The organism is Paenibacillus vandeheii (genome assembly GCF_030433635.1).
Lineage (GTDB): Bacteria > Bacillota > Bacilli > Paenibacillales > Paenibacillaceae > Paenibacillus > Paenibacillus vandeheii.
On record NZ_JAROCD010000020.1, the window covers coordinates 61,973 to 84,348 of the forward strand.

The window sequence follows — 22,376 nt, forward strand, 5'->3', positions numbered from 1 at the left end:
AAGAAAAACGGGTCTTCAAACCTCGTCTGGAAGTTGGGCGTGAACACGTCCTGAACGGGTGAGTGTGCGGCTGGTTGATGAGGCAGTGGAGCGCTAACGAACCTGAGACGTGTTATACAGGCGCTTGAAGCACCTGCAGAAGTGTAGCGAATCTGAGACACGTTATATCGGATTTTGGGGCCATTTGGGGCGTTTTTTAGGGCGTTTTAGGGGAATAACGTGCCTGGTGTTCCTTACGTTTGAAAATTAGAGCATAAGGTCCAAATAAGACGTCCTGTGTTCTTTAGAAAATTTATGCTAATCCCACTTTGTCCGTCTGCCCGATTGCTCTGAAAAAAAAGATGTTAATCTTACTTGGCACTTGGATCCTCCTGCCTGATTGCTTGGCATAGGAACCGACACCAGATCAGGATTGGCATATCAACGGTTATTTGCTGTATTCGACTTTGTTCACACTGCATGCATCTCCCGGCGCGGTGCCATCTGAATATCATTGGTCTTCAGCAACTTAGGTTTTCAAGGATATGATATTGCGATTGAAACGTTTGAAAGCAAACAAGGCGGGTAATAACATAGCGAACCACTCAATTCGATGAGGAGGAATTCACTATGCAGAAGAAAATCGTAGGTGTGTTTAATACAGAACGTGAGGCATCATCGGCAATCGAGGGACTGAAAGCGCAAGGATTCACTTCAGACGAAATATCAGTAGTCACGCAGGATCGAGATGAATTGAAGGCGATTCGTGAAGAGACAGGTACAAAAGCACCCGAAGGTGTAGCTGCAGGCGCGGCAACTGGTGGGGTACTCGGTGGAGTAGCCGGATTGCTCGCAGGCATTGGAGCATTGGCGATTCCGGGCATAGGCCCCATTCTGGCTGCAGGCCCAATTGCCGCAGCATTTACCGGTGCCGCTGTAGGTGCTGGAGCTGGCGGACTGGTAGGTGGACTCGTCGGTCTCGGTATTCCGGAGGAGGATGCCAGACAGTATGAGGAATACGTGCAAAGTGGTAAAATTCTGTTGCTCGTGGACTCTACGGATCGGGACACGGATGTTTATGAGGTGTTTAGCAATAACAGCTATGTGAACCGGAACAGTATTGATGTCCATCGCGAAGATGTGCCTGCTGAGCGTCCGGATCTAGATATGGAAGAGCGCAGACTGGAAGCCCAGAATAAGGCCGCTCGATTTGGCAACAATACTTTTCTATAATTCGTAACGAACAAAGACAGGATTCTTTCACTGGAATGACATATGTGAATCACCAAATGGTCATCAGCCGGTTTCCTTAGAGGAAGCCGGCTTTTGTACCTGTGTACCATGCCTGAATTAGCAAGTGGGCAGGTGTTAATCCTGCCAGGCAGGGAATAACAATACATACAGTAATACAGCCAAGGCCAGCCCAATCACCAGCAACATCAGTGTCAGGAACCGGATCAATCCCGTGGATGCCTGAAACGTCTGTGAATTAATCTGATTGCGTTTTCGGTGGTAAGCGGAGGCGGAGCACAGGATAATCAAAATACCGCTGACCAGGGAAGTAATACCGATGATAATTGCTGCGATATGGGCTATCCGATCATATGCTGTTGAATTGAAGCCAAATCCGGCTGCAAGAAAGCCGACCCCGACCATGGCAATACCGGTTCGCACCCAGGCCAGAAAGGTTCGTTCGTTAGCCATATGCTGCTGTACATATTTGGAGTCAATGGTGGTTATGTCTTGGTCTGTGTCTGAGATGTGAATCACCCCGTTCATAATATATGGCTTTATTGTACGTTTTTTTCATAGCAAAACCAAGAAAGGGGGCTGTCTGTTTATGCCTCGTAAAGAACGAATTGCAGAAATTGAGAGTCTGAGGGGAATTGCTTTTGCAGCAGTCGTCCTTCAGCACTCCATAGCTCATTATTCCCTGGTCCCGGAAGCGGGACTGGAAGACGGCGTATTGCTCGCAATGCTGCTGATGCTGTCCAAATTTGCGGTACCCCTGTTTATTTTTATCACAGGCATGGTGCTCTTCTATAACACAGGAGACAAGCTGCACTATGGACGGTTTATGAAGAAGCGATTAACCGATGTAATCATTCCTTATATCATCTGGTCACTGATCTACTTCACACTCGCGCCTCGCGGCTGGAACGGCTTTGGTTGGCAGGATATCCCTGACCTTGGCTTAAAATTAATTACGGGCAAAACGTCCTCGCATTTTTGGTACATTATTATGCTGATTCAGTTTTATCTGTTGTTTCCCCTGTTTTTGCGAGCGATCCGCTATGTCTATAATCGATATGAGGCAAAGGGGCGCACCATAGCTCTTCTAGTCTCCGGGGTGGTGTACCTTGTGCTCGCAGATCAATTGAGAAATATCGCCAAGTTCATGGAAGGGCTGAATATCCCGGTGCTGACCGATGCCTTTACAACCTATGCCGACCGTAATTTCCTGTATTTCTTTTTTTATTTTGTGCTTGGTGCGGCAGCCGGGATATCGGTCCAACGCTGGAATGAGTGGATTCAGCGTTTACGCTGGGTATATTGGGCTGTGTTTATTGTACTTGGACTTCGGTTTATATATATGTTAATGCAGGAGTTCCAGAAGCCGGAAGGTATACAGATCACGTTCTATACCGTCAGTCTCATCCGGAAGGATATGATCTTATTCCTCATTGCATCTATCATGGTGATGTATCAGCTGGCTAGCAAGCTACACAATAACCGAGTAACACGATTGCTGGCGTGGATTGGCGGGGTTTCGTACGGGGGCTACCTGATGCACATGCTGTTGTTGCGCTTCAGCTACATTCCGGATGAACAGTTTTATGTGGCACTGGGTTTAAACCCCGTAGTGCGCATGATCATCACCTGGTTGCTGGCACTTACATTATCCTGTGTACTCACATGGCTTATCTCCCGCGTAAGCTGGGGCAAGTGGATTGTGGGAAGCGTATCGAAGTCCAGACCTGATTAACAGGTGAATACATCATTATATGAAAAATTCAGAACAGTTCACAGCTTACAGCGATGCGTACGAAAAGATCAGTTCTTACAACATATGATCTTGCGAACCTAGCGAAGTTCTTAAAGTTCTTAAAGTTTTTTAAGTCCTTTAAGTCCTTTAAGTTTCTATGCTCTCTCTAATTTCTCGTAATTCTCAGGCTCTCTAAGTTCTCTAATTTCTTTAAGTTTCTAATCTCTAAAAGTTCTCAACTTCTCTAAAATTCTCGAAGTGCTCTAAAAGTTCTAGACGCTCGTCCATTTGCAAAAAAAAGAGAGTTGAAGGTCAACAAAAACGAAGGCAACAATCTTAAAAAAGTGACGCCTTGATCAAGAGGTTAACTTTCGAAATAAATTTTAAAATTTCACTACATGAAAAATTCATAACAGTAAACCCAATATCCCGCTCTATCTTACGTTCCTGCACATCCATTCATTTTCTTGCTCGCTTCCCTAAGCCCAAGGATTAAAGGAAGAAAGACGGATAAAGATGGCAGAAGGGGAACATAAGTTTTATAATACTAGATATATAGAGCTGACAGGAGGGGAATGGACGTGGCTTTTATGATTGCGCAGCGGGCATTTATTAAGCTGTATCTGATTACGATGGTTGAGCAGCACAGGGGATATGGCTATGAAATGCTGGAGGCTATGAAGCAGGAGTTCAAAGCCTACGGATATGTACCACCCCAGAGCGAGATTTACCGGGCACTGCATGAATTGGTTCAACAGGGTATCTTTTATCGTACAAAGAAGCTGAAGGGTAGTGATCCGAAGGTCGATTTTCAGGAAATCGTTTTATATCACTTCACGGATGATGGTGCGGAGAAAGCCGAATTATATAAAAAACAGGTCAAAACCGATCTTGATCGTTGTCTCGGCATGTTACACAAGGCAGAAGAGGACAATTACGGAGTGAAAGGAAGATAAGCATGGACAGACACTTACAGTGGGGTGTACTTGGTACATCCACAATAGCGAAAAATGCAGTCATTCCGGCGATCCAGCAATCCGAACGTGGTGAGGTGCTGGCGATCGCCAGCCGCAGCAAGGAAAAGGCGGAAGCTCTTGCGAATGAACTCGACATTGCCAGAGCGTATGGCAGCTACGAAGAACTCATTGCCGACCCGGATATTGAAGCCGTATATATTCCTCTGCCGAACCACATGCACAAGGAGTGGACCATCAAGGCTGCTCAGGCTGGAAAGCATGTATTATGTGAGAAACCGGCTGCGCTGAACGCGGATGAAGCAGTGGAAATGATTGAGGCCTGCCAACAGCATGGCGTTCTTTTTGCAGAAGCGATCATGTATCGATATCATCCCAAGCATAGACGTGTGCAAGAGATTATAGCCAGCGGGGAGATTGGTACTGTCAGAGCCCTCCATGGCAATTTCACCTGTAATACCGCTGATGACAAAGACAATGTTAGGTTCAAACGGGAGATGGGCGGAGGATCATTATTTGATCTTGGCGTATATCCAATCTCTGCAGCTCGGATGTATCTGGGGCAGGAACCGGAAGCCGTAACGGTACATGCTTTATTCTCGGAAGAGCATGATGGCGTCGATATGATGGCGTCGGGACTGGTGGAATTTCCGAATTCGGTAGCGTTAACCTTCGACTGCGGTATGTGGGCGTCCGGGCGAGCCGAAATGGAGATTCTCGGTACGGATGGACGGATTGAACTACCTAAGGTATTCGGCTGGGAGAACAGTGATATTCCACCACAGATTATCGTGCACACCGATTCGGTTAGCCGTGAGGAACGTGTATCGGTATCTAACTCCTATGTTTTGCAGGTGGAAACCTTTGCAGCCGCGGTGCTTGAAGGAGAAGCGTTGCCGTTCAGTCCGCAAAATACCATTCAAAATATGCGCGTCATTGATGCCTGCCTGGAGTCGGCACGAACTCGTCAACGGGTGAAATTGATTGATTAAAGCAGGAACTAACATGATATCGCCTAATAGAACGTAATACAAAATGATAAACATGATCGAAATAGTAGACTCCATCCTCCAGGATGTGAGTCTTTTTGCTGTATCATAATGTCATATTTATGTATATTTACAAAAATAAACTTTAAATTTGATATTTCCCCCAAAATGATGTGATATAAATAGTAAATAGATGGCTTGTTCACTATAATCTAGCAGAACGCACATCCTTATAGATTTCACATCTCATATCAATTACATAGTGACAACGTTCATCCATTTTAAATCATTGGGAGGCTGAATTTATGAAAAAGTTTTTGTCCACAGCTCTGCTCGCAGTTATGTTAACGATTGTCTTCTTCACGGGTTCACAGATCACTCCGGTTGGGCAGCAGAAGGCTTCGGCTGCAACGTGTACCATCATCAACACGTTCACTGGTGTGGCCAACTATCTGAGCGCCAACGGCAAACTGCCATGCAACTACATTACCAAGGCACAGGCAACGGCACTGGGATGGGTATCGTCCCAAGGTAATCTTGCTACGGTTGCTCCGGGCAAAAGTATCGGTGGAGACGTGTTCAGCAACCGGGAAGGCTTGCTTCCAGCAGCAAGTGGACGAACTTGGCGTGAAGCGGATATCAACTATACTTCCGGCTTTCGTAATTCTGACCGCATTCTGTATTCCAATGATGGCTTGATCTACAAAACGACAGACCACTATGCATCCTTTACTCGCTTGAAATAAGGAAGGACAACACAGACATGAAGAGGGTCATACTGAACGGTGAGGAATTTTCCAGCACGGCAGAGCTGCATGAGCTATTGAAGCAAAAGCTCGAACTGCCAGACTTTTACGGTGCGAATCTCGACGCCTTGTGGGACTGCCTTACAGGCATGATTGAGCTGCCGCTTGAATTAACCTGGACAAACTACCAGATTAGCAAGGAACGACTGGGGAATGAGGCAGAGAAGGTATATCAGCTGATGTTCGAGGCGGAAGAAGAGGGTATTGGATTCCAATTGAAGACTGAGGACTAGTATATGGATCATAGTTACAATTTTGGTGCAAAGTGAACAGACCCTGGGGTCTGTTTTTTTGTGTTTTGTGGAGATGACTCGTTAAGTAACCGTAAAAAAAGAAGGCCTAAACCCATCGTTAAAAATATTTTCACGAAAGGGTTGATTTTCGCATATCATACGTTAAAATAAAATTAACATTAAAATTATTTTCACGTTGAAGGGCGGAGTAATCATGAGTGAAGGTACAGTCGCACAAAAGCAGGGGATCGGGGAATTAATTCGGATCAGGCCTTATATGCAATTTATGCTGAGCAAGATTGTTTCCAGATTCGGCGATTCAATTGATTCCATTGCCTATAGCTGGATGGTGTACATTCTCACGGGTTCAAAGCTGCTGATGGGAACACTGCTGGCTGTCAATTTTTTGCCGAGTATCTTTCTGGGGCTGTTTGTCGGCGCGCTGGTGGATCGCATGTCGCCCAAAAAGGTGATTGTACTGACGAACACGGGTCGAGGATTATTTGTTGGCATTACAGCCCTTCTGTTCGGTCTGGGTGAGCTTCAAGTCTGGCATCTGTTCGTCATCACCATTCTGAATTCTCTTCTGGAGTGTTTCGCGTCACCAGCCGAAGTATCCAGCGTACCGCGGTTGCTTCCCAAATCAATGCTGCTGTCCGGTAATGCCATGGCCTCATCTGCAACCCGGGTTGCGGAACTTGCAGGGCTTGCAGTGGCGGGTACGTTAATTGCAGCGGCAGGGATCACATGGACGATTCTAATCGATGCTGTTTTGTTTGCCTTGAGTGCACTCCTGATGAGCCGTGTGGGTTACCCGAGAGCTTCAACATCCTCTAACAATGAAAATGAATTACTTGATTCATCTGATTCTCCTCCAGCACGAAAAAGCATATTCTCTGAAATGACGGAAGCCTTTCATTTTATGCGTAAACATGTGTTATTGCTGATCGTCTCGATTCTGTTTGCCTTTGTGAACTTCTGTCTGATGCCATTCAATGTTCTTCGCACGCCATATGTCATTGAAACGTTGCATGCCGGAGCGGGAGGATTAAGTCTGCTCAGTGGGCTGATTGTGGGAGGCATGGTAGTCAGCGGCTTATGGCTGTCTCACCGAGGATCGAATTACCGTAAAAGTGTGCTGGTCATTGCCGGGATTGTCATGTTGGGGCTCAGTTATGCCATGACTGCACTCCCCGCTTACTTGACGTCCTACCAACTGCCTGTTGCTGCTGTCTTTTGTCTCATGATGGGCATGGGAATTCCGCTCGCCACGACACCCCTTGCGTCCTATCTCATGGAAGTTACGCCTTCCGAGATGCTTGGCAGGGTATATGCTCTTCAAAGTATGCTCGTCATGAGTGTGTCTCCAATTGGGAGTCTGATTTCAGGAGCTCTTGCAGATTGGGTAGCATTACCGATTCTGTTTATGGTGTTTGGTGTTTTGCTTGCCATGTCAGCTGCTTTAGTGCTTTTGAGCAAGACTTTTCGCACTGTTTTATAATTAGGCAGCCTGAATCTTGTTATCTCCGGTCTGTTTTGACCGAAAGCCTGTTCGGACGGTATAATATACACATGATGGGCAACAGGTACCCCGGAAATGAGGATACAGGTATGCAGCGCAAAGTACTTTCAACAATTGAAGAAATCAAGGTCTACTCCGATCCGTATCGGATACAGATCATGAATATGTTTAATAAACAGGGCAGACCCTCTACGGTCAAAGAAATCGCGGACCAGATGGGCGAAGTACCAGCCAAGGTACATTATCATGTGAAAAAACTGGAGAAAATCGGTCTGCTCACCATCGTATCGACTCGTGAAATTAATGGAATCATCGCTAAATATTATGAACCCTTCAAGGGAGAAATCCAGCTCCGTAACGAAGATGAAGAGAATTCACCTTTGAAGGAGGTATTTCGTTCCGAAACCTTCAAATTGTTAAATGAAATGTATGACCAGAGCCGTCGGCGATTTATGAATCAGGCGGAAAACGGGGACCGCATGTTCATCTCGGATATGACGTTGTATGCTAGTCGGGAAGAAGTAGAGCAGCTGTACAACGATATTACGAAGATGTGTGAACCCTATTTAACGAAAGACAGGCATAATGAGGACCAGGAGGTCTTTCATTTATTCAGTTCCCTATCGAAAGATACGGTGAGTAAGCCAGCTTCGGAAACCGATGGGAAATTGAAAAAGAAGGCTTCATCCGATAAGGGCAAGTCTGCTGCCAAAACGTTAAGACCTGCTACAAAGCGGGAGGAATCCTCGTCTGGTGGTCAGTCGGAAGAGTAACAGGAGCATATTTCATCGCTATATTGAAGTTTCAACCTGTATTAAGATGATATGCTGGACCACGAAAAAAGCCGCCATTGGCGGCTTTTTCATGCGCAATTTGGCATGATGGATAACATGTATCTATTTTTGCGTAAACGACTTCCATTCGTTCATAAACTACATGTTTTCATCATAGTCTTTCACGTCACGTTTGGCTGCTGTTGCAGGAGAGTTCGATGTGCCATATTCCTCGACGGCTTCCCAGGCGTCAGCGTTATCGAACTTGCCAGCATTGCGCTGTCTTACTTCTCCGGCACCACTCGGCGGCATCGTCATAACTTCCTCTTCAACAGGCCGTTCGTTGCTTAACTCGCGGTTAGGTGTATCATCGATACAGTAGGCTGTGTAAGGGATCGCTTCAAGTCGTTCAAAGGGAATATCCTTACCACAGGTCACACATGAGCCATATGTTCCCTGTTCAATTCGCTCCAACGCTTCGTTTACCTGATTGAACTCGTCGGTTAACGTATCATCGATCGCCAAGTCACGGCTTCGCTCAAACGTTTCCGTACCAGCGTCTGCCGGGTGATTATCGTATGATGACAGTTCGCCTGTTGAATCTTTCAGGGATTCGGCTGGAGCACCGTCCTCCATACTGGATTCAAAATGGCGCTGTAGGTTTTCACGTTGTTCCAAAAGAGCGCTTTTCAGCTCTTGAAGTTGATCTTTGGTTAATGTACTCATAAGAACATGCTCCTTTCCCGCAATGGGGTTGTAGTCAGTCCTTACCCGAATTTCTTAAGAAGCAATCAGTTTCGCGTGCAAAGAGGGGCGTTCGATTTTATATCTGGCGGATAATGTGTTATAAAAAATAGAGAGAGAAAATGCGGCGGTATCGAAGAGCTTCTTGATGCATACCGCAGCGCGTTTGATAATGGAGGGTTGTCAATATGGATGAACATATGAAACGAAGATTGGACAAACAAAGACAATTGTTCAAGCAATTGGGCGTGCAGCTCGACGCTTTATCAATTCATGAAAAACAATTCAACTATAAACTTCGTGGTTATGATCCGGATGAGGTGGATGCCTATCTGGATTTGGTTATTAAAGATTACGAACGTTTCTATGCCAATATAGCGGATCTGATGGACAAGTGGCAAGAACAGCAATTAACGATTCGGGATCTGAAGTCATCGGCGAAGCCTGTGGAAGATCCAACGAAGATTGATCGCAAGCAACTGGATGATATTGTGAAGCAACTGGAATACAGCGTTCGGCAATTAAAAATTCGGGCACGTCCTGAACAGGATCTGTTCTCCGAGTAAGCCTACACATCCGGGATGATATAAAATCAGCATTTTAATGCTCAACTAAAAGGTGGTTAATCATGAGTACTCATTTTTCGGTCAGTGTGCATTGTTTGTTGTTGTTGTCTCTCAGCGCGCCTGAACGAATCACTTCGGCACTGATTGCTGGGAGTGTGAATACCAACCCTGTCGTAGTCAGACGTATTCTGGGCGGGCTGAAAAAGGCAGGACTGGTGGACTCCTCACCGGGAACAAGAGGGTTCTATCTCGCCAAGCCTTCAAGCGAAATCACATTGGCCATGATCTATCAGGCTGCCAAGGATGAAGGCCCATTGTTTCCGATTCACGGTAACTGCAATCCGAATTGTGATGTCGGCCTTCATATTGATAGCCTTCTGACCAATCTGTACCAGGTTGCCGAAGCAAAGGTGGAGCAGTTTTTTGCATCCATTACCCTTGAAGATATGGAACGTTCCTGTTCCCAGATGGAAGTTCTTCCAACACATGCTGAATAAAGCGTAATGTAAGGGAAAGGGAAGGTGTGCTGTACTATGAACATTATTGTTATCTCGGACACTCATTTACCTCGAAGAGCACGTACGTTACCCGAACCCCTGCTTGAGGCGCTGGCAAATGCCGATCTGATTCTCCATGCCGGTGACTGGTCGGACTGGGATGTATACAAGCTGCTCAGCACTTATGCACCCGTTGAAGGTGTTGCAGGCAATACGGATCCACCTGAAATAGGTCAAAAACTCGGCTTCTCTCGCATCGTTGAGGCGGACGGTTTGCGTTTTGGTCTAGTACATGGTCATCTCGGAACGAAGTCTACCGAGCAGAATGCGATTCACACCTTTGCAGGGCAGCAGGTGGATGCCGTGATTTTTGGACACTCACACATTCCGGTGATGCATACGGTTAATGATGTGCTGATCTTTAATCCGGGTTCGCCTACGGATCGGCGACGCCAGCCGCAGTATTCCTTTGGTATCCTAACGACAAATTTGGGGAAATTGCAGGCGGAACATGTTTTTTTTGAAGCAAAATAGAAGTTGAAAACCAGGCATCTCGAATCAGAAGGATCTTCTGTTATTCGGGGTGCTTTTTGCTATGTGTGTGTTTAAAAGGAACCTGCAAGTTATCTCTGAATGGGGAATATGGTCTGCTGTTTATCTGTCGTTCATCTCTTCGCGTTGACCCCTATGGAGGCATTCGCATGAATGCTACAATGCGTTTACAACCATAAATTGAATACGTTTACATAAGGAGATGAAGGTTGATGAAGTTATCTGTATTCACTGTTGCCACACCGGACTTGACGGCAGATGAATTGGCTTCTGCTGCAGCCGCAGCTGGCATCGAAGGAATCGAATGGAGATATCGTGGAATACCGGCAGACGCTTTGTCCGAAGAACCTTCCTATTGGAGACATAATCGTTGCTCGATCGATCCGGACCAGTGGCAGGAACAGGCACCTGCATTCCGTGAAGCGGCAAAAAAGCATGGCAGACAATCGATTGCATTGGTGCCGTATCTGAGCTGTGGGGATCTGCTTGCTACCGAGCAGGCGTTTCAAACCGCTCAAGCCTTGGGAGCATCCATGATGCGTGTTGGGGTTCCTGGTTATGACCGCAAAACCAGCTATCCTGAATTGTACAAACAAGCTGTGCATTATCTAAGTGAAGTTCAAGAAATGGCTCAACAGTATAAGGTAAAGGCTGTCGTGGAAACTCATCATCAAACAATTGCACCTACTGCATCACTGGCTTATCGGCTTGTGCAATCGCTGGACTCACAGCATGTAGGCGTTTTGTACGATCCAGGCAATATGGTGCATGAAGGGTATGAGAACCATCGTATGGGGCTGGAATTGCTGGGACCTTATCTGGCGCATGTGCATGTGAAGAATGCGGGCTGGTTCAAGGATGCATCGAACATGAATTCAAATTCCAGTGTAAATGAACAGAATACAGAAATTTCGATAGCTTCAGCCTGGCATTGCCAGTGGACCCCGTTGACCGAAGGGGTGGTGAACTGGTTGCAGGTATTCCGTGACCTGAAATCCGTTGGATATGATGGGTATTACGGGATTGAGGATTTTAGCGGAGTCTTGGAATCGAAGGCGATGTTACAGCACTTTGCAGATGTGTTTGCCGAAATCGAACGTCGTGTAGACGAGGAGGTACAGGTATGAGTTTGGTTCGAGTAGCCGTCATTGGAATCGGGAATATGGGTGCAGCGCATGCCAGAACGTTGGTAGCAGGAGAAGTGCCAGGTGCAGAACTGGTGGCTGTGTGTGATGTGAGAATAGAAATGGAGAGCTGGGTATCCAGCAACCTTCCGGCTTCAGTCACCTATTGGCAGGATGCGGAGCAGATGATGTCATCGGGGACGATTGATGCGGTCATTATAGCAACCCCGCATTATGATCATCCCGAAAAGGCCATTCAGGCTTTTCAGTATGGCTTGCATGTCATGATTGAGAAACCTGCCGGCGTGTACACGAAACAGGTACGCAAGATGAATGAAGCGGCTGCTGCCAGCAACAAAGTGTTTTCCATGATGTATAACCAGCGAACCAATCCTTTATATATCAAGCTAAGGGATCTGATTGCCTCGGGGGAACTGGGTGAGGTGCGGCGTACCAACTGGATTATTACGAACTGGTATCGCTCCCAGAGCTATTATGATTCGGGTGGCTGGCGGGCAACGTGGGCTGGTGAAGGGGGCGGTGTCCTGATCAACCAGGATCCTCATCAACTGGACCTGTGGCAATGGACTATTGGCATGATGCCGGTTCGTATGCGTGCCTTCTGTTCATTCGGCAAATACCGGAACATTGAAGTGGAAGATGATGTAACGGCATATGTCGAGTATGAAAATGGAGCAACAGGTGTATTCGTGACCACGACGGGTGAAGCACCGGGCACCAACCGATTCGAAGTTAATGGGGATCGTGGCAAAATTGTCATTGAAGATGGTCAGTTGACCTTCTGGCGTCTTCGTGAACCCGAGCCTGAATTCAATCAAAGGTTTACCGGAGGATTTGGACAGCCGGAATGCTGGAAATGCGAGGTGCCGATTAGCGGTGTAGAAACCGGACATCCTGGACTGATTCGTAACTGGATCGATGCGATCCGAAATGGAACCCCGCTCATCGCTCCCGGAGAAGAGGGGATCCATGGCTTAACATTATCCAATGCCATGCTGCTGTCGACCTGGACCGATAACTGGGTAGATCTGCCGATCGATGAGGATTTGTTCTATGAGCATTTGCAGGAGCGGATTGCCAGTTCAAATACAAAGAAAGACAAGACGGGAAGCAGCAGTCAGCCTGCCGATCTGTCACAGACCTTTAAGTAGTGTTAATTTGCACAAATGCAAAATCCAGAGACTCATTTCAATACGTAATCATATAAGGACAAATTCAATGCCCATAAGGGAAGGATGGATAAGACATGGCAAAAGACGGAATGTTCTATGCTCCAAAGAGTATGAAAAAAGAGGTTGTATGCGGTCCAGGTGAATTTACCATTGCTGCTGTGGCGTTGGATCATGGACATATCTACGGTATGGTTGGCGGGCTGGTGGAGGCCGGGGCAACGCTCAAATGGGTATATGATCCTGATCCGGCTAAAGTCGAAGCTTTTCGGAAACAATTCCCACAGGCACAGATCGCTGCATCTGAAGCGGATGTACTTGCTGACGATGAAGTGCAGCTCGTAGCCGGAGCAGCCATACCGTCGGAACGTGCACCACTCGGCATGAGAGTCATGGCCGCAGGCAAGGATTATTTTACGGACAAAGCCCCCTTTACCACACTGGATCAACTGTCTCTTGCACGTGAAGAGGTTAAACGCACAGGGAAAAAGTATATGGTCTATTACAGTGAACGTCTGCACGTGGAAAGTGCGGTCTATGCCGGACAACTGATCGAACAGGGAGCGATCGGCAAGGTTGTACAGGTTATGGGGACGGGGCCGCATCGATTGAATGCGGGTGGTCGACCTGAATGGTTCTTTCAGCATGAAAAGTATGGCGGCATCCTCTGTGATATTGGGAGTCATCAGATCGAACAATTCCTGACGTTTGCTTCTTGCACGGATGCAGAGGTAGGGTTCAGCAGGGTGCATAACTTCAATCACCCACAATTCCCGGAACTGGAGGACTTCGGCGAAGCCTCTCTGATCGGTAACAACGGCGCTTCCGGTTACTTCCGGGTAGACTGGTTTACACCGGATGGCCTGGGCACATGGGGCGATGGGCGAACGGTTATTTTGGGAACGGACGGATACATTGAACTGCGCAAGTATATCGACGTGGCGAGAGAGCGTGAAGGCGATCAGGTGTATCTGGTTAATCATGAAGGGGAATATCGTTATAGTGTCAAAGGACAGATCGGTTATCCGTTCTTCGGTGAACTGATCCGGGATTGTCTCGATCGAACAGAGAATGCGATGACACAGGAACACGCGTTTAAGGCAGCAGAACTCTGCTTGATTGCGCAGCATAAGGCGATGAGTGAGAGAGTGGTATGGAGTAGTGGGGTGAAGTAAAGGGTTTTATTTAAAATAGTAATTAGAATTTGTAATTGGAGAGCAGCCAGGTGTAAAGGCTGCTCTTTTGTTTGTTGTAGTACCTTCGCAAATGGAACAATATGGTTTATTATGAAAGTAGTTCAGAAACTGAGCTGAATATGTGGTGTTTACGAAGTACATACATTAAATGTTATGGGAAATCCCTGAAGGGCTATAAAATAACTAAAAACCAAAGACAAATTGTCAGGAGTGTTGAGTATGGTCCAATGGAATGACTTAAATCAGGAATCAAAAAACAGGTGGGAAGCCATAGCAGAGTTTTGGGATGATTATATGGGTGATGAAAGCAATAGGTTCCATCGAGAATTAATAAAGCCTTATACAGAAGAATTATTACAAATTGAACCGAGTCATGAAGTTTTAGATATTGCCTGTGGGAATGGAAACTTTTCGAGAAGGCTGTCTGAGTTAGGAGCCAAAGTCACTGCATTTGATTACAGCTCGAAAATGATTGAACGGGCCAAATTAAGAACGAAAGAAAAATATAACATTCGATATACCGTGATTGATGCAACGGATTCAACCGCTTTGTTAGAATTAGGTAAGGGTAAATTCGATCGAGCAGTGGCAAATATGGCATTGATGGACATATCCGATCTTAGCCCTTTAGTAAGATCTTTACATGAACTGATTAAAGACGACGGAACAGTAGTTTTCTCAATTCCGCATCCTTGTTTTCAAACTCCAAAAATGAGAAAGATTCAAGAAACAGAAGATTTGAATGGAGAATTAGTTACGAGAAGTAGTATTCAGACATTTGATTACTTAACTCCCGAACCGTATCAGGCAATCGGTATTCGAGGGCAGTCTGTTCCGCATTTTATGTTTCATAGATCATTAACCTTTTACTTTAATTTATTTTTTTCGTCAGGATTTATCCTTGACGGATACATAGAACCAAGCTTCAACAAGGAAACTAATGATGGGAAATTCGATTGGTATGATATTCCTGCAGTATGTATATTTAGATTCAGGAAAGTTTAAATGTAGCATAGTGTATTCGAAGATGTCAGGGACATCCGATAACATTGCATTCACGTATCGCAGCCTTGCGGCTGCTCGGTCGCCAGAGGCATTTGGAGGAAGCAAATTCAGGCGACAACCCTGCGAACCGTCTTGCGGCCGCCCCCTTATAGGGGCTTAAGGTTCTCAGGTTCATGAATACAGGAACATTATATGAAATCAGGAAATACCCATATAAAGGAGTTAGACAGGAAGTTCTAATTTCTTTTCCATTAGATAAGTTGATTAGTAATTGTTTACAAAGGGGGTTAACATGAAAATCTTTTCACCGAAAGTAACTATAGCTGGGGGGAGACGGCATACCGTTGCAGTTAAATCTGACGGAACGGTTATGGCTGTAGGTGATAATAAATGTGGCCAGTGCAATATAAATGGCTGGAGCGATATTGTATCAGTGGCGGCTGGTAACGTCCACATGGCGACGAACACGGGTAATTCTCATACAATCGGTCTTAAATCTGATGGTACAGTAGAGGCTGTGGGTTGGAATAAGCATCATCAATGTGATGTAAATGATTGGCGAGATATTCAAGCAGTAGCAGCAGGGTGGAGTCGTACCGTCGGACTTAGATCAGATGGCTCTGTGGTGGCTGTGGGTAGAAATACTGAAGGACAGTGCGATGTAGGTGGCTGGAGTGATATGGTGGCAATAACTGCTGGTGACTGGCATACTGTTGGTCTTAAATCTGACGGAACGTTGATGGCTGTGGGCAATAATCGGAACTCTCAATGTAATGTAAACGGATGGTTCGATATTATAGCTTTAGCTGCGGGGACGAATAAGCATAACCAATGTAAGGTAAGTGATTGGCGCGATATAGTGGCTGTAGCGGTGGGGAGTTATCACACTATCGGGCTCAAATCTGATGGTACAGTGGCGGCTGTGGGTTTGAATAAACACGGCCAGTGCAATTTGCATGACTGGCATGACATTGTGTCAGTAGCAGCGGGATGTGCTCATACTCTCGGACTTAAATCAGATGGCACGGTAGTTTCAGTGGGTGATAATGAATATGGTCAATGTAATGTAGATGACTGGGGTTGTATTTAAATTCCTGGAAATTAAGCGTTGTAAGAATCTTCGAGGATGCCCCTGACATCATATAACATCGTATTCAACGCTGCGGATCGGCAAGCCGATCCTTGGTCCGATAGAGGCAATTCGGAGAAGCAGATTCACCGGACACATCACACCGCCCAACTGCCGCAAGCGGCAGCCGGACCTATGGTCCTTAAGGCGCTGGAACGTCGTGAATACAGGAACGTTATATGTAATAGCCGCAAAGAAATAATAAAAAAATTTAAATTACTTTGGAGGTAGAGTTTTCGAATACACACTTATGTATAGGAGGAGGCGAATGATATGACGATAATGCCTGTTATAGTAATGGTCTTTGTATTTGTACCTACCATTGTACTCATGGTAAGCATGCCTTATTTAACAAGAGAGACGATTAGTTTTGGGGTCACCGTCAGCCCTGTACAATTCCACAGTGAACCTCTGCGCAAGATGCGGAAGTCTTATGCTAGGATTAGTGCTGCCTTGCATATCATCCTTTTCATTGTTTGTATCATCTGCCTAATATACGGTGATGAACATTCCAAGCAACAAAGTTGGATCATTGTCACTTATTCACTCGCCATGGTCGTAATCTCCCTAGTCTTAAACATTAGCTATCATTTCAAAATGAAAAGGTTACTACCTATGCTGCCTATTGCTCCAGAACCATCGATCATGGCAGTGGACACTGGATTTCGGAAAAGAAACATTGGCTTGTCTAGTATTTGGTTCCTCATACATGTTTTAATTATTGTTGTTAGTATTGTAACTGTGCTACGCAACTACGATCTGATTCCTGATCAGATTCCGATCCATTTCAACAGCAGTTGGAACGTAGACCGCTATGCAGCTAAATCTTATAGTTCTGTGTTTATGCCTACGATAATACAAGTGTTCATAACACTTTTGTTCATATTTGAGAATTGGAGTATTCGTAGAGTGAAGCATCAGGTTCAACCCACTGATCCTAACCGTTCCATCAGACAAGACGTAACATTCCGCCGTACTTGGTCAATTTTTATGATTACAGCAAGCTTCTTAATAGTTATCCTGTTTTCCGTCGTGCAACTAAATATGATATCTCTGCTTAACATCAATTTCGCTATCCCCATTATCCTAATCATAATAGCCTTTATCATCCTATACGCCTTCGCCTTATCGTTCTGGGCTGGTCAGGGCGGAAGCCGCTTGGAGCGATCTGCCGATTACTCCAATGTCAGACCTGTCCATGATGATGATAAATGGCTATTAGGTATGATTTATTTCAATCGCAAAGATCCAAACCTATTCGTCGAGAAAAGGTTCGGGGTCGGCTGGGGATTAAATTTCGGTCACCCAGTAACCTGGCTGATTTGGCTCGGAATTATTGTACTGTTAGTTGTGGTGCGGTAACAAGGCTTTGAGGTTAATACTCACCGGAGAATTCTAGCTTTCAACAAATAAATATTTTCGCTTCCAAATTAGACGCCATCCATTAGACAAGCAGATTCTGTATATAGCCTTTCATTTTCTTCTTAGCTCGTTGAATTTTTTGTAACAGCAGCAACAGTATCATTAAAAGCATCAGCAATCTCCCTGCTCGTATAACTACAAATCACATTCAATATTAAATACTGTCGCTCTACGCCCCTTGGTCGTCCCGATGTATAATCATAGGAGATAACTCGGCGGACGACACACGAGCCGACCTAAGATAAGAGCTATCTATGGTCGGCTCGCGTCGTGAATACAGGAACGTTAGGTGTAATTATTGTGAAAATGAAATGAGGGGCACGATGAAGTGGGTCATATGTTTAGCTGGAGATGAAAAGAAGCTCTATGAACTTTCAAAGTCACTCAAGTAAATCAGGGAGGCAGAGACATCGGATAACATTACTTTCCTACATCGTCGCTGAAGCTCCTTGGTCGCCAAGAGGGATATTGAAGAAGCTTATTCAGGCGACACATTCAACCAGGTAAGTCTATCGACCCGGCAACCTTGTTGCCTTAAGCCGCTTGAACGTCAGGAGTACGGGAACGTTATATGAAAGATATTCAGATCTAAATCAGAAGGGATTCAAACATAATGATCAGAGTCGATGTAGCTTATTCCTTAATTACTGATCCAACCAATTCCAAAATATTAATGGTAAGGAATGTAGATGATTGTAGTGACCGATGGTCACTTCCAGGCGGGGCTGTTGAAAGAGAAGAATCATTAGACCAAGCAGCAATAAGGGAAGCTAAAGAAGAAACTGGACTAGATATTAAAGTTCGTGGAATAGTGGCAGTAAATGAATGTAAATTTCCGAAAAAAGAAAAACATGTAATATTTATAACATTTAAAGGTGAGGTAATCGGTGGAAATGAAGAAATAGTTAGACCTAATGAAATTTCTGAAATAGCTTGGATTGATATAGAGAAGGCTGAACAATTAATGCCTTACTATAAAGATGGATTAAGAAGATTAATAGATGGATATAAAATAACATATTTTAACGAAGGCAATAAGTAATTTGTGAGTTGTTCGAAATGGCATATCCTTCATATAACAAAATATGCACACTGCGGGCCATTCGTCCTTTGCTCTGCCAGGAGTGTTTTCGAGGAAGAAGAATCGGGCAGATACATCGATTCCCCTAAGATAAGAGCTATCTAAGGGGAATCGACGTCGCGAATACACCAACGTTAAGCGAAATACTACGAGGATTACTATGAAGGAATTACTTGAACCTAATACTTTTATTCTTTATATAATCATTTGTTCCTATAAGAAGATTCATTTGTGAAAATTGGTAGAAAAAGGAATATTTCCAATGAAGTTTCAATAAGTTACTGGAACGAATAAATAATTGTGATCTTAGTGATTACGCTTTTGAAGATGAAGAATTATTTTCATTACTGAAAGGCAGGGAAGTCGAATCAGCCGGATAACCGCTGCGAGTCTAAGTCTGGCGACCCGTTCTCTATCGTCACTTAAGGTTCTCAGGTTCGTGAATACAAGAACGTAATCTAAAACTGCTGAAGACATGTGTGAATAACATCATTATTAATAAATCATAAAGGAAAAGATGTAGAGATGAAATTTAAATATCGTCTATTTTTTCCATTAATTCAATGTTGTTTAGTTATAGCAGCACTCCTCATAGACAATAGTATTCGTAGTGGATCAGGGGAAGGAAATAATCAAATAATAGCCAACGCCTTGACCAACTTAGAATTCTATTTAAAAGCTTTGTTTGGATATGATGACATTGTTAATTATAATTTTAGATTCTTAACTACATGTTTAGGGATATTGATTTGGTTTTTGATAGGGTATTTATTAGACTTAATTATTCACTCACGACATAAAGCTTAGTTAAGAAAATCCAAAGAATAGGAACTAATGAATGAAAAGACATTCAGAAGTAAATAGACATGGAACAATTTTATGGGCGTTACAGGAAGTTAGTAGCATCAAATAACATAATATTCACGTATCGGACATGTGTCCTCGATCCGGCAGTTACGGACACCAAGCATGCACTGGTCGTGATATAGGAACGTTATACGCAAGTTTGTGAAACCTTTATGAAATAACTAATTTCTCAAAATCTATTTTTAAACCATATTTGTAAAGAAAATCGACACCTAATATTGCATCGAAGCCATATGGTTCTTTGGTAAGTCCTAGTTGGATAGTAAAATCTTCAAGCACAATACTATTGATAGAGAGATCTGAGACAATCTGCTGATAACATAATTCACTTGAATCCCTACTCCATACATCCGTAAGATTTTCCGTTGATAAAGTCTATATCTATGCCAATTGGTTCTACAAGATCGTATCAAAAATAGTTGTGGAGCATCCGGTATCCAGAAGAGTTGATTTATTCTTGTAAGATAGAGGAAGAGTAACAATAGGCAAACCATTTACAAGATGGATTTTAATCGAAGGCCTCTAATCCCGGTAAAGGGTTGCTCGATGACTTCAATAAATTCATTTCCGGTGTAAAAGACATAGAGTTCTCTAGTTGGTTCTGACAAATGAAGTTTCTTATAGGAGGCCCAAGCACGCTTAGGGTCGTCATTATCAGAAACAACTGACATTTCTTCAATCGTTCTTATATGGTTATTTGATTGAGTGGCAAGAGCTTCAACTAGAACCCAATGATTAGGGTAGATTTCACGGATATGACTCCATTTCATACATGAACACCTCCGAAAAGAGTTATATTTTCATTGTACAACCCCATTTTGAAACATTCAATGATAGTGATTTCGAAGGAACGAACCAGCGTATAACAACGTTTTCTTACTGCGTCGCGTTCGCTCCTAGATCTGGAGAGGATCTTCAATGAGGATAATCAGGCAGACAACCCTGCGATGCTAAGTGGCGGAGCCACCCAGTCACTAAGCTCTTTTAAGCCTCTCGTGTTCAGGAACACATAAACGTTATGCGCCATTACCGATAAATATTAAAGATAATATTTAAGGAGGAAATTTATAGGAAGTAAAATACTCTTATTATTTTTTATTACGATAATGTTTTCATCTTGTCAAAATATTAGTCAATCGACTACTTTGAACAGCGAAACTAAATCAATAATGAATTCTGAACTGCCTCCTGATGTAGTGAGTACAGGTAATGGAACAGAACCGAAAGAAATAACTGAAGGTCGATCAGATGCTTCTAACAATGAAGTGTTATCCATGAGCATTGGGAACCTTGATTTGAAAGGAGAATTTTATGATGAAATGCTTCGAAATCCTATAGATCATGATTATGAAGTGGAATTTAATGAATTGCAAAATTCCAAAGAGATTATTACAACATTGGGATGGGGGGCGTTGGAAAGCAAATATACAGAGATTTGGGATAAAGAATTGAATCAAATATATAAAAAGCTTCTTTCTAAGTTGGATAGAGAACCAAGAGAAGCACTAATTGAATCGCAGAAAGAATGGTTACAGTATCACTTAAAAGAAACAAAATTTGTAGAGAAGACATTCATTTATAATGGTTACCTTGGATCAAAAGGATCGGTAAGCCTAGTCACGGTTATACGGGAGAGAATTAGGGAAAGAACATTGCAATTATTTGAATATCGATATTTGCTAGATGGTGAAGTTGAGTTTTTATACCAAAGTAAAAAATAGAGGTGAATCTTAGGTTTTTAGATGATGCATCGAAGACAGTAACGGCGCATAACAATGTATTCATGTTGCGGGGCTACCCCCCCCCTTGGTTATCAGATGTATAATCATGGAAGAACACTCAGACAACAAACGAGCCAGCTTAAGATAAGAGCTATCTAAGGCTGGCTCGTTTCGTTATACAAGAACGTTATATGTTTCGGAACGACGAAAAAAAGAAAAAACAATAAAGGAGATTACCTCAATGTGTACAAGTTTCGCTGTTCATTTAGACAAGACATTTATTGGTATGAACTTCGACATTTCTCGAAGACCAATCAAAATTGTTTTGATTGGTGAAGATCAACTATTAGTTTTTCAGAATGATGATGGACAATTTTATCCAGCATTCGGTTTGAATAGTAGTGGTACATTTATGAACTTATTAATGGTCGATCCAATTGAAGAAGGCAAATATAGACGTGGAAAGAATTGCGTACATATTATGAAATTGTTTGATGAAATTCTTTCAGGACGGATTGAGTTATCTCAATTAAGTGAATATTTAACCAATAACGTAATTGTTAATGTCCCGAGTCATAGTGTCCACAGTTTAATAGCCGGGAGAAATCGGAAGACATTTATTGTTGAACCTGGAAGAAAGAATATTGATATTAACTCTTCCGATAGGGACTTCATGGTACTAACTAATTTTCCTGTATCGGATAATTTCGATAATGAATATAAAACTTTTGAAGGACCAGGAAATGATAGATATATAAAGGCCTACGAAGTCATTACAAATAACATAGAAACATTTAATATCGCAACAGGCCTTAACTTGCTTATGGATACTGCTCAGCAAAGTGGGATTATCCAACCCAATTTTCGCTTATATTTGTTCCAGAAGAAAGTAAAGTTCATTTTACTCTGAATGGAGATTTTACAAAGATATTTGAATTCTCATTTATCAATAAGCAAATTCAGAGTAATGAAGGTTTTACAAGCAATAATAGTCTTAAACTTACCAAAAAAGGTGTGTTG

23 protein-coding genes are annotated in these 22,376 nt (G+C 43.7%); 20 read left to right on the forward strand and 3 right to left on the reverse strand.

Going from position 1 to position 22,376, the window contains the following annotated elements:
* Positions 1 to 609 precede the first annotated feature (609 nt).
* Positions 610 to 1,212, forward strand: coding sequence for a general stress protein (locus tag P5G61_RS28975; RefSeq protein ID WP_079346808.1), 603 nt, complete (start codon positions 610 to 612; stop codon positions 1,210 to 1,212).
* A 135-nt stretch (positions 1,213 to 1,347) separates the two neighbouring features.
* Here the strand turns inward: P5G61_RS28975 and P5G61_RS28980 are convergent, their stop codons facing one another.
* Positions 1,348 to 1,683: a YidH family protein gene (locus P5G61_RS28980; RefSeq protein WP_293017544.1), complete on the reverse strand. Its 336-nt coding sequence runs from the start codon at positions 1,681 to 1,683 to the stop codon at positions 1,348 to 1,350.
* A gap of 136 nt (positions 1,684 to 1,819) precedes the next feature.
* Between P5G61_RS28980 and P5G61_RS28985 the strand changes: the two genes are divergently transcribed.
* The 7 genes from P5G61_RS28985 (at position 1,820) to P5G61_RS29015 (ending at position 8,262) form a co-directional block, all read left to right on the forward strand.
* The gene (locus P5G61_RS28985; protein ID WP_301249703.1) at positions 1,820 to 2,965 is read left to right on the forward strand and encodes an acyltransferase; all 1,146 of its coding nucleotides are present in this window, start codon (positions 1,820 to 1,822) and stop codon (positions 2,963 to 2,965) included.
* A 581-nt stretch (positions 2,966 to 3,546) separates the two neighbouring features.
* Positions 3,547 to 3,921 (forward strand): replication termination protein, encoded by a 375-nt coding sequence (locus P5G61_RS28990; protein ID WP_301249704.1) that lies wholly within the window; start codon positions 3,547 to 3,549, stop codon positions 3,919 to 3,921.
* Between the two features lie 2 nt (positions 3,922 to 3,923).
* Positions 3,924 to 4,931, forward strand: a complete 1,008-nt coding sequence (locus P5G61_RS28995; RefSeq protein WP_301249705.1) for a Gfo/Idh/MocA family protein — start codon at positions 3,924 to 3,926, stop codon at positions 4,929 to 4,931.
* Positions 4,932 to 5,233: 302 nt separating this feature from the next.
* The gene (locus P5G61_RS29000) at positions 5,234 to 5,674 is read left to right on the forward strand and encodes a ribonuclease (protein WP_285079433.1); all 441 of its coding nucleotides are present in this window, start codon (positions 5,234 to 5,236) and stop codon (positions 5,672 to 5,674) included.
* A gap of 17 nt (positions 5,675 to 5,691) precedes the next feature.
* On the forward strand, positions 5,692 to 5,967 hold the full coding sequence (locus P5G61_RS29005) for a barstar family protein (RefSeq protein ID WP_024630339.1): 276 nt from the start codon (positions 5,692 to 5,694) through the stop codon (positions 5,965 to 5,967).
* A gap of 214 nt (positions 5,968 to 6,181) precedes the next feature.
* On the forward strand, positions 6,182 to 7,468 hold the full coding sequence (locus P5G61_RS29010) for an MFS transporter (RefSeq protein ID WP_301249706.1): 1,287 nt from the start codon (positions 6,182 to 6,184) through the stop codon (positions 7,466 to 7,468).
* A 110-nt stretch (positions 7,469 to 7,578) separates the two neighbouring features.
* Positions 7,579 to 8,262, forward strand: coding sequence for an ArsR/SmtB family transcription factor (locus tag P5G61_RS29015; RefSeq protein WP_301249707.1), 684 nt, complete (start codon positions 7,579 to 7,581; stop codon positions 8,260 to 8,262).
* A 159-nt stretch (positions 8,263 to 8,421) separates the two neighbouring features.
* Here the strand turns inward: P5G61_RS29015 and P5G61_RS29020 are convergent, their stop codons facing one another.
* Positions 8,422 to 8,988 carry a TraR/DksA C4-type zinc finger protein gene (locus tag P5G61_RS29020; RefSeq protein ID WP_301249708.1) on the reverse strand — a complete coding sequence of 189 codons (567 nt, stop codon included), beginning with the start codon at positions 8,986 to 8,988 and terminating at the stop codon, positions 8,422 to 8,424.
* 206 nt (positions 8,989 to 9,194) lie between these two features.
* Here P5G61_RS29020 and P5G61_RS29025 point away from each other — a divergent pair, with 206 nt between their 5' ends.
* The 10 genes from P5G61_RS29025 to P5G61_RS29070 all read left to right on the forward strand — a co-directional run bounded on the left by P5G61_RS29025 (position 9,195) and on the right by P5G61_RS29070 (position 18,729).
* The gene (locus tag P5G61_RS29025; protein WP_024630343.1) at positions 9,195 to 9,572 is read left to right on the forward strand and encodes a DivIVA domain-containing protein; all 378 of its coding nucleotides are present in this window, start codon (positions 9,195 to 9,197) and stop codon (positions 9,570 to 9,572) included.
* Positions 9,573 to 9,634: 62 nt separating this feature from the next.
* A complete protein-coding gene (locus P5G61_RS29030; protein WP_301249709.1) occupies positions 9,635 to 10,069 on the forward strand; it encodes an Rrf2 family transcriptional regulator in 435 nt (144 codons plus the stop codon).
* Positions 10,070 to 10,105: 36 nt separating this feature from the next.
* Entirely contained in the window at positions 10,106 to 10,603 is a 498-nt protein-coding gene (locus tag P5G61_RS29035; RefSeq protein ID WP_301249710.1) for a metallophosphoesterase family protein, read from the forward strand.
* 230 nt (positions 10,604 to 10,833) lie between these two features.
* Positions 10,834 to 11,748: a sugar phosphate isomerase/epimerase family protein gene (locus P5G61_RS29040; protein ID WP_301249711.1), complete on the forward strand. Its 915-nt coding sequence runs from the start codon at positions 10,834 to 10,836 to the stop codon at positions 11,746 to 11,748.
* Positions 11,745 to 12,917, forward strand: coding sequence for a Gfo/Idh/MocA family protein (locus P5G61_RS29045; RefSeq protein WP_301249712.1), 1,173 nt, complete (start codon positions 11,745 to 11,747; stop codon positions 12,915 to 12,917). Before P5G61_RS29040 ends, P5G61_RS29045 begins: the two co-directional genes overlap by 4 nt.
* Before the next feature lie 95 nt (positions 12,918 to 13,012).
* Positions 13,013 to 14,110: a Gfo/Idh/MocA family protein gene (locus tag P5G61_RS29050; protein WP_301249713.1), complete on the forward strand. Its 1,098-nt coding sequence runs from the start codon at positions 13,013 to 13,015 to the stop codon at positions 14,108 to 14,110.
* A 240-nt stretch (positions 14,111 to 14,350) separates the two neighbouring features.
* On the forward strand, positions 14,351 to 15,136 hold the full coding sequence (locus tag P5G61_RS29055) for a class I SAM-dependent methyltransferase (RefSeq protein ID WP_301249714.1): 786 nt from the start codon (positions 14,351 to 14,353) through the stop codon (positions 15,134 to 15,136).
* A 292-nt stretch (positions 15,137 to 15,428) separates the two neighbouring features.
* Positions 15,429 to 16,226, forward strand: coding sequence for an RCC1 domain-containing protein (locus tag P5G61_RS29060; RefSeq protein ID WP_301249715.1), 798 nt, complete (start codon positions 15,429 to 15,431; stop codon positions 16,224 to 16,226).
* 312 nt (positions 16,227 to 16,538) lie between these two features.
* Positions 16,539 to 17,627, forward strand: coding sequence for a DUF1648 domain-containing protein (locus P5G61_RS29065; RefSeq protein WP_301249716.1), 1,089 nt, complete (start codon positions 16,539 to 16,541; stop codon positions 17,625 to 17,627).
* A 673-nt stretch (positions 17,628 to 18,300) separates the two neighbouring features.
* The gene (locus tag P5G61_RS29070; protein ID WP_301249717.1) at positions 18,301 to 18,729 is read left to right on the forward strand and encodes an NUDIX hydrolase; all 429 of its coding nucleotides are present in this window, start codon (positions 18,301 to 18,303) and stop codon (positions 18,727 to 18,729) included.
* A gap of 1,400 nt (positions 18,730 to 20,129) precedes the next feature.
* Here P5G61_RS29070 and P5G61_RS29075 read toward each other — a convergent pair.
* Positions 20,130 to 20,405 (reverse strand): hypothetical protein, encoded by a 276-nt coding sequence (locus tag P5G61_RS29075; protein WP_301249718.1) that lies wholly within the window; start codon positions 20,403 to 20,405, stop codon positions 20,130 to 20,132.
* A 297-nt stretch (positions 20,406 to 20,702) separates the two neighbouring features.
* On the opposite strand from P5G61_RS29075, the gene P5G61_RS29080 reads away from it, so the two are divergent.
* Together P5G61_RS29080 and P5G61_RS29085 are read left to right on the forward strand one after the other, a co-directional pair.
* Positions 20,703 to 21,356, forward strand: coding sequence for a lysozyme inhibitor LprI family protein (locus tag P5G61_RS29080; RefSeq protein ID WP_363325774.1), 654 nt, complete (start codon positions 20,703 to 20,705; stop codon positions 21,354 to 21,356).
* Between the two features lie 241 nt (positions 21,357 to 21,597).
* Entirely contained in the window at positions 21,598 to 22,266 is a 669-nt protein-coding gene (locus P5G61_RS29085) for an isoprenoid biosynthesis enzyme family protein (RefSeq protein WP_301249721.1), read from the forward strand.
* The last annotated feature ends 110 nt before the right edge of the window (positions 22,267 to 22,376 follow it).

What these genes read in the sequence shown, in the direction of transcription:
- P5G61_RS29035 (WP_301249710.1), top strand. Translation starts at nt 10,106, where the DNA reads ATGAACATTATTGTTATCTCGGACACTCATTTACCTCGAAGAGCACGT.
- P5G61_RS29015 (WP_301249707.1), top strand. Translation starts at nt 7,579, where the DNA reads ATGCAGCGCAAAGTACTTTCAACAATTGAAGAAATCAAGGTCTACTCC.
- P5G61_RS29025 (WP_024630343.1), top strand. Translation starts at nt 9,195, where the DNA reads ATGGATGAACATATGAAACGAAGATTGGACAAACAAAGACAATTGTTC.
- P5G61_RS29060 (WP_301249715.1), top strand. Translation starts at nt 15,429, where the DNA reads ATGAAAATCTTTTCACCGAAAGTAACTATAGCTGGGGGGAGACGGCAT.
- P5G61_RS29020 (WP_301249708.1), bottom strand. Translation starts at nt 8,988, where the DNA reads ATGAGTACATTAACCAAAGATCAACTTCAAGAGCTGAAAAGCGCTCTT.
- P5G61_RS29065 (WP_301249716.1), top strand. Translation starts at nt 16,539, where the DNA reads ATGACGATAATGCCTGTTATAGTAATGGTCTTTGTATTTGTACCTACC.
- P5G61_RS29050 (WP_301249713.1), top strand. Translation starts at nt 13,013, where the DNA reads ATGGCAAAAGACGGAATGTTCTATGCTCCAAAGAGTATGAAAAAAGAG.
- P5G61_RS28995 (WP_301249705.1), top strand. Translation starts at nt 3,924, where the DNA reads ATGGACAGACACTTACAGTGGGGTGTACTTGGTACATCCACAATAGCG.
- P5G61_RS28980 (WP_293017544.1), bottom strand. Translation starts at nt 1,683, where the DNA reads ATGGCTAACGAACGAACCTTTCTGGCCTGGGTGCGAACCGGTATTGCC.
- P5G61_RS29045 (WP_301249712.1), top strand. Translation starts at nt 11,745, where the DNA reads ATGAGTTTGGTTCGAGTAGCCGTCATTGGAATCGGGAATATGGGTGCA.
- P5G61_RS29055 (WP_301249714.1), top strand. Translation starts at nt 14,351, where the DNA reads ATGGTCCAATGGAATGACTTAAATCAGGAATCAAAAAACAGGTGGGAA.
- P5G61_RS29075 (WP_301249718.1), bottom strand. Translation starts at nt 20,405, where the DNA reads ATGAAATGGAGTCATATCCGTGAAATCTACCCTAATCATTGGGTTCTA.
- P5G61_RS29040 (WP_301249711.1), top strand. Translation starts at nt 10,834, where the DNA reads ATGAAGTTATCTGTATTCACTGTTGCCACACCGGACTTGACGGCAGAT.
- P5G61_RS29000 (WP_285079433.1), top strand. Translation starts at nt 5,234, where the DNA reads ATGAAAAAGTTTTTGTCCACAGCTCTGCTCGCAGTTATGTTAACGATT.
- P5G61_RS28975 (WP_079346808.1), top strand. Translation starts at nt 610, where the DNA reads ATGCAGAAGAAAATCGTAGGTGTGTTTAATACAGAACGTGAGGCATCA.
- P5G61_RS29030 (WP_301249709.1), top strand. Translation starts at nt 9,635, where the DNA reads ATGAGTACTCATTTTTCGGTCAGTGTGCATTGTTTGTTGTTGTTGTCT.
- P5G61_RS29070 (WP_301249717.1), top strand. Translation starts at nt 18,301, where the DNA reads ATGATCAGAGTCGATGTAGCTTATTCCTTAATTACTGATCCAACCAAT.
- P5G61_RS29010 (WP_301249706.1), top strand. Translation starts at nt 6,182, where the DNA reads ATGAGTGAAGGTACAGTCGCACAAAAGCAGGGGATCGGGGAATTAATT.
- P5G61_RS28985 (WP_301249703.1), top strand. Translation starts at nt 1,820, where the DNA reads ATGCCTCGTAAAGAACGAATTGCAGAAATTGAGAGTCTGAGGGGAATT.
- P5G61_RS29005 (WP_024630339.1), top strand. Translation starts at nt 5,692, where the DNA reads ATGAAGAGGGTCATACTGAACGGTGAGGAATTTTCCAGCACGGCAGAG.
- P5G61_RS29085 (WP_301249721.1), top strand. Translation starts at nt 21,598, where the DNA reads ATGTGTACAAGTTTCGCTGTTCATTTAGACAAGACATTTATTGGTATG.